The organism is Actinosynnema sp. NPDC059335, assembly GCF_042752395.1.
Classification (GTDB): Bacteria; Actinomycetota; Actinomycetes; order Mycobacteriales; family Pseudonocardiaceae; genus Actinosynnema.
In genome coordinates this window covers 80,038-85,903 of sequence record NZ_JBHYXZ010000008.1, presented here as the reverse complement: position 1 = coordinate 85,903, position 5,866 = coordinate 80,038, and the positions used below count along the sequence as shown (strand labels likewise).

Here is a 5,866-nt window from a genome sequence, read left to right as displayed (position 1 = left end):
TCACACCCCGCCCCCCCACAGGCCCCCGTGGGCCCTGGTGGCGCCGCCGCTCCCGGCCCGGGGGGGGGGGGGCGGGGGGGGGGGGGGGGTCCGACACACCGCCCCCCCCACGGCGAGCTGGCGACCGCGCGGGCGGCGGCGGAGTTGGGGGTGCCGTTCGTGCTGTCCACGGCGTCCTCGCACACGATCGAGGAGGTCGCGGAGGCCGCCGGTGACGCCGCGCGCTGGTTCCAGCTCTACTGGCCCAACGACCCGGACGTGGCGGCGAGCATCCTGGACCGGGCGCGCAAGGCCGGGTACACGGTCCTCGTCGTCACGCTCGACACGTGGACGCTGGCCTGGCGGCCGCACGACCTCGACCAGTCGTACCTGCCGTTCCTGCGCGGCGTCGGCACGGCGATCCCGTTCTCCGACCCGGCGTTCCGGGCCGGGCTCGCCGCGCCGCCCGAGCAGGACCGGCCGATGGCGATCCTGCGGTGGGTGCAGCTGTTCACCGGCGCGGACCGGTCGTGGGACCAGTTGTCGTTCCTGCGCGAGCACTGGGACGGGCCGATCGTGCTCAAGGGCATCCAGCACGTGGACGACGCGCGCAAGGCCGCGGACGCCGGCATGGACGGCATCGTCGTGTCCAACCACGGCGGGCGGCAGGTGGACGGCGCGGTCGGGTCGCTGGAGGTGCTGCCGGAGATCGCCGACGCGGTCGGCGAGCGGGTCGAGGTGCTGTTCGACTCCGGCATCCGCAGTGGCGCGGACATCGTCAAGGCGTTGGCGCTGGGCGCGAAGGCCGTGCTCGTCGGCCGCCCGTTCGCCTACGGCCTCGCGCACGGCGGCCAGGTCGGCGTCCGGCACGTGCTGCGGGGCCTGCTCGCCGACTTCGACCTGACCCTCGGCCTGTCCGGGCACCGCAGCCCGGCCGAACTCAACCGCGAGGTGCTGCGTCGGCGCTGAGCTGCCGCAACCGGTGCTGCACGGTGGCGAAGTCGGCCGGCTGCACGGTGATCCACGGCGTGCCGTCGCCGCCGGTCGCCTTCGCCGACAGGTACCGGCCGCCGACCGTGTCGAAGTACGTCAACGGCGCGGCGCACCGGTGCTTGCGCCCGAACCGGTCCCGGCGCGCGGCGTAGAGCTGGCCGCCGCCGGTGCGCCGCTCGGCCAGCAGCCTGCGCAACTGCTCCACCTCGGCCGCGTGCCCGCCGGTCGGCCTGCTCGCGTGCAGGAACGACCCGCCGTCCTCGTCCGGCCGGGGTTGGCGCGGCTTGTCGTGCAGCGCGTCCGCGGGCAGCGAGAGCACGGGGCCGCGCCCCGGCTTGGCCTCGGGCAGCACGGACACCAGGGACGGCACCGCGTCCTCGGCCCGGACCGGTTCGAGCACGAAGTGCCGGTCCGCCCGCAGCACGACGCGCAACGCGTCGTCACCGGACTGCGCCACCAGGGCGGTGCGCGTCGCGTCGTCGCCCTGGTTGAAGAACGCGTAGTACTCGACGCCCGCCTCGGCGATCAGGCGCAGCGACCGGGCGAGGTCGGCGTGCACCTGCCTGCCGCGGGCGAGGCCGAGCCGTTCCAGCTCGTCCCAACCGCGGCGGGCGAGGTCGGCCAGCCCGGTGACGTCGCCCTCGGCCAGCCGGCCGCGGTCGAACTCGACCTGCGTCAGCAGCGCGTTGTGCAGCGTCGGCAGGCCCTCCGCCTGCCACGCGTTGTAGAGCGCGACGACCGGGACGGCCACCCTGGTGCGCAGCACTTCGCCTCACTCCCCGATGACGGGCGGTGCCACCAGCGTCCCGTCGCCGAAGATGTCCTCGGTCTCCTGCAGGTACGACGCGGACTTGTGCTCCTTGTCCTCGTCGCCCTGACCACGTGCGCCGCCGGCCCCCATGCCCGCGCCCATCCCGGCCGCGCCGGGACCGCCACGCGCGCCGGCCGAGCCGCCGGGCCCGAACCCACCGGAACCACCGGGCCCGAAGCCGCCGCGACCCTCGTTCGGCCCCAGCGCGCCGGACGCCCCGCCGGGTCCGAACGCCCCGCCGGGACCGCCGCCGCCGGGCCCGCCCATGCCGGGCATGCGCCCCGCGCCGAGGCCGCCTCCGCCACCACCGCCGCCGCCGGGCATGCCGGGACGGCCGCCGCCGGGCACACCCGGTCCGCCGGGCACGCCCGGGACCCGGTTGCGCGGGTTGTTGGGGTTGCGCGGGTCGTTCGGGTTGCGGGGGTCGTACGGCAGCCGCGGGTCGTAGGGCAGCCGGGGGTCCTGCGGCAGCCGGTCCTTCGGCAGCTCCGGCGGCCGGTAGCCGATGTCCGGCTGGGGCCGTTGGGGATCCGGCTGGACCCACGACGGTCGGGTCGTGTTGTCGGTGGTCGTGCCCGGCGGCGTGACCTGCGGCGGCTCGGTCCACGAGGGCTTGGTCGTGCCGGTGCCGGTGCGATCGGTCGTGCCGTCGTCGGCGCCCTTGCCGGTGCCGGTCTCGTCCTCGCCTTCCCGGCCGGGCTTGGGCGGCGGGATGACGGTCTTCTCCTGCTCGACGTTCCCGGTGATCTCGTCGGGCTCGGGGAAGTACGGCATCGAGTTGCCGGCCGACGTCGTGGCGCTGCCGTAGGTGTTCAGCACCTGGAGGTTGTGCGAGTTGACCTCCTGGCTCTGCTCGACCGCGTCGTCGTAGTCGGTGTTCCACGGGATCGCGTCGTTGTACCAGGGCTTGTCGGGCACCTGGACGGGTTCCCGCAGGCTGCCCTTGGCCTCGCGGAACGCGCGGCTGATCTCGCCGGTGTTGTCGCCCGCCGACGTGGCCAGGTCGCCGGTCACCTCCGACCAGCTCGCCAGCGGCGTGGTGTTGGAGCGGGCCGCGTCGCCGGCGGCGCCCTCCCAGACCGCGCCGGACGCCCGGACCGCCGCGTTGATCAGCTCGGCGATCTCGCCGTGCCCGGCGGCGATCCCGAGCCAGGTCTCACGACTGGCGTCCGTGGTCTGCTCGGGTCCCCTGCCCTCGTGGAACCAGCCGTAGATCGCTTCCGGGGCCACGCACATGTTGAGCAGACCCTGGGCATCGCTGTCGACGGCCACGTCCTACCCCTTCAGGTTCCCGATCACGGTCTCCGCGATCTCGCTGGACACGGAACACGGTTCGGTGTACTCGGGCAGCTTCTTGTCGTTGACGCGGACCTGCACCGCGAAGCCCTTGCCCTCGGCCACGCCGACGGCGGTCGAGCACGCGCCGTGGGCCGCGTCGGTCAGGTCGCTGTTGACCGCGGGGTACCCGGCGACCTGGGTCGGCTCGAACACCGGGAGGTCCTCCCGGTTGGCGTAGACGCCGTTCAAGCCCTTGCCCTTGTCCAGCACCACGAAGACGAAGCTCGTGCCGAGCGCGCGGTCGTCCGGGTACCACTGGCAGGCCGTGCCCGCCGGGTCCGGGCGTTCGGTGCCGGCCTTCGTCACCCCCCGGGCGGAGAGCTGGTCGGCCTTCAGCGCCGCGCACGGGCCGCTGAACTTGGCGAGGTCCAGTTCCGGCCCGGTGATGGCCGGGACGTCCCCCGTCGCCGCCGAGGTCGTGGTGGCCCCCGCCGCGGTGGTGCCCGTGCTGTCGACCGGTGTCGGGGTGCCGTCGTCCTTGGTCGTGCACCCCGACGCGACCAGGAAGGCCGCCGCGGACACGATCACCAGCGCTGCTCGCCTCACGCCTGATTCCCCCCGCCCCTGAAGGCGTCGGTGTTCGCCTGCTCCTGGCCCTTGTAGTTGTCCAGGGAGGCTTGGATGCTCTGGATCGTACGGTTGAGGGCTTCGATCGCCTTCAGGCTCGCCCACCCGTAGCCACCGGGATCACCGCCGGCGGTCTGGGCGATCGTCGTCGCCGCCGACTCGCTGTAGGGATCGTTGCCGGGCCCTCCGGAGATCGTGAAGGTCCACGCCTGGTCGTAGAGGCTCTGCAGCCGGTCGCGGGCGTCGGCCAGGCCGTCGATCAGCTTCTGCGCCTGTGCCAGGTCGACGGTGAAGTGCGTCTGACCTGCCACGAGACCGGAACCCGCCGGGCCGGCGGACACCGTGTCCGCCACGAACCCGATCTTGCCGATGAGACCGCCACCCCCGGCGTCCACCATCGTCGCGCTCCCCTCACGCCGAACTACCGGAAGTGATGATGGCACAGGGTCCTCGCCCCGTCGGGGCTTCCGGAACGGTTACTCCTTCCGGGGAACGGCGTCCGATTCGTTCAAGACGCGGTAGTGCGGTCGGGCCTACCGTCGAGCGCATGATCGAAGCAGCTCGTTCCTTCATCCGGCTCAACGCGCGGGTCCTCGAACAACGGCGGTTCCTGCACCTCTTCGAGGGCGGGTCCGGTGACGCCGTGGCGACGGCGGTGCTGGCCTACCGCAACGACGACGGCGGGTTCGGGCACGCGCTGGAACCCGACGGGCGCGGGCCGGACAGCCAGCCGCTGCACACCTACACCGCGTTGTCGCTGCTCGCGGAGGTGGGCTGGACCGAGCACGCGCACCCGGCGTGCGACTTCCTGGCCACGATCGCCAACCCGGACGGCGCGGTGCCGAACTGCCTGGACACGCCCGGCGCGCGGGCCCCGTGGTGGCAGCCCTCCGGCGAGAGCGACCTGCTGGTCACGGCGTTGCTGGCGAGCGCCCTGCACCGGATGGGCGTCGAGCACCCGTGGCTGGACGGGGCGACCGAGTTCTGTTGGCGGCGCATCGCCGGGCTGACCACGTCGCACCCGTACGAGGTGAACGCCTGCGCCCGCTTCCTCGACCACGTGCCCGACCGGCCGCGGGCGGAGCGGGAGGCCGAACGGCTCGGCGCGCTGGTGCGCGAGCAGGGGTTGGTGGACCTCGGCGACGGGAGGGCCCACGAGGGGTACGCGGCGGGGGAGACGCACAAGCCGCACCAGTACGCGCCGACGCCCGACAGCCTGGCCCGCCGCTGGTTCAGCGACGAGGAGATCGGCGCGGACCTCGACGCGGTGGCCGCCGCGCAGCAGGACGACGGCGGGTGGACGTTCCCGTGGGCCGCGTGGACGCCCGTGACGACCTACGAGTGGCGGCCCATCGTCACCATCGAGGCATTGCTGGCGCTGCGCGCCTACGACCGGATCAGCTGACCCAGCGGCACGCCGGCCAGGTCGCGCACCTCGCGCGACAGGTGCGCCTGGTCCGCGTACCCGGTGCGGTGGGCGATGTCGGCGAAGGGCACCCCGGCCCACGCCAGCTTGACCGCCCGGTCGAACCGCAGCACCCGGTGCAGCACCTTGGGCCCGTAGCCGAACGCGGCCAGGCTGCGCCGGTGCAGTTGCCGTTCGCTCAGGCCCAGGTCGGAGGCCAGGTCGCCGACGCTGGTCGAGGACACGGCCGACGCGATCGCGCGCACCAGGGGCGCGGGCGGCGTTTCCCGCAGCCGGTCCAGCGCGGCCGCCGCCAGCACGTCGCACGGGTCGTCGGCAGTGCCCAGGGCGTCCTCCAGGCGGGCCGACGGCCCCCACAGCTCGGCCAGCGGCACGCGCTGGTCGCGCAGCTCCACCCCCGGCACGCCGAACGCCGCCGGCCCCACGCCGGGACCGAACCGCACGCCGAACACCGTGCCCGGGCCGAGGGCCGTCAGGTGCCCGACCGTGTCGGGACCGGCCACGAATACCGCGCCGGCGCCGGCCGCGTAGATGATGTCCGTGCACCCGTCGGGCACCACCAGGGTCGGGGCGTCCGACGTCGCGGTCCGGCGCCAGACGCACGCCAGACCGGGGAACGGGCGTTCCGCGTACACCCCGCCGATGGTAGTGGGGGGGGGGGGCGGCGGGGGGGGGGGGGGGGCGGCCGCCCCCCGCCCCCGCGGGCCCACGCCACCGCGCTCGCAGACACCACCGCGGGGGCGCGCGCGCGG

6 protein-coding genes and 1 pseudogene are annotated in these 5,866 nt (G+C 74.5%); 2 read left to right on the top strand and 5 right to left on the bottom strand.

Features of this window, described 5'->3' with window-relative positions; translation table 11 throughout:
- Positions 1-105 precede the first annotated feature (105 nt).
- Positions 106-948, top strand: a pseudogene (locus tag ACFXGA_RS04420) (alpha-hydroxy-acid oxidizing protein); the annotation flags it as partial.
- On the opposite strand, the gene ACFXGA_RS04415 reads toward ACFXGA_RS04420, so the two are convergent.
- From ACFXGA_RS04415 to ACFXGA_RS04400, 4 genes are read right to left on the bottom strand one after another with little or no spacing between them, the layout of a single operon-like run.
- A complete protein-coding gene (locus ACFXGA_RS04415) occupies positions 920-1,738 on the bottom strand; it encodes an ESX secretion-associated protein EspG (RefSeq protein WP_378084304.1) in 819 nt (272 codons plus the stop codon). The pseudogene ACFXGA_RS04420 and the gene ACFXGA_RS04415 overlap by 29 nt on opposite strands.
- A 6-nt stretch (positions 1,739-1,744) precedes the next feature.
- Entirely contained in the window at positions 1,745-3,055 is a 1,311-nt protein-coding gene (locus ACFXGA_RS04410; RefSeq protein WP_378084302.1) for a hypothetical protein, read from the bottom strand.
- Between the two features lie 3 nt (positions 3,056-3,058).
- Positions 3,059-3,667, bottom strand: a complete 609-nt coding sequence (locus tag ACFXGA_RS04405; RefSeq protein WP_378084301.1) for a DUF3558 domain-containing protein — start codon at positions 3,665-3,667, stop codon at positions 3,059-3,061.
- Positions 3,664-4,086: a hypothetical protein gene (locus tag ACFXGA_RS04400; protein WP_378084299.1), complete on the bottom strand. Its 423-nt coding sequence runs from the start codon at positions 4,084-4,086 to the stop codon at positions 3,664-3,666. Before ACFXGA_RS04400 ends, ACFXGA_RS04405 begins: the two co-directional genes overlap by 4 nt.
- Before the next feature lie 149 nt (positions 4,087-4,235).
- On the opposite strand from ACFXGA_RS04400, the gene ACFXGA_RS04395 reads away from it, so the two are divergent.
- Entirely contained in the window at positions 4,236-5,093 is an 858-nt protein-coding gene (locus ACFXGA_RS04395; protein WP_378084298.1) for a hypothetical protein, read from the top strand.
- Here ACFXGA_RS04395 and ACFXGA_RS04390 read toward each other — a convergent pair.
- Positions 5,075-5,749 carry a helix-turn-helix domain-containing protein gene (locus ACFXGA_RS04390; RefSeq protein ID WP_378084296.1) on the bottom strand — a complete coding sequence of 225 codons (675 nt, stop codon included), beginning with the start codon at positions 5,747-5,749 and terminating at the stop codon, positions 5,075-5,077. The genes ACFXGA_RS04395 and ACFXGA_RS04390 overlap by 19 nt on opposite strands.
- Positions 5,750-5,866: the final 117 nt, after the last annotated feature.

Bases quoted from the DNA above. Each gene is read 5' to 3' on its own strand.
- ACFXGA_RS04395 (WP_378084298.1), top strand. From the start codon at position 4,236: ATGATCGAAGCAGCTCGTTCCTTCATCCGGCTCAACGCGCGGGTCCTC.
- ACFXGA_RS04400 (WP_378084299.1), bottom strand. From the start codon at position 4,086: ATGGTGGACGCCGGGGGTGGCGGTCTCATCGGCAAGATCGGGTTCGTG.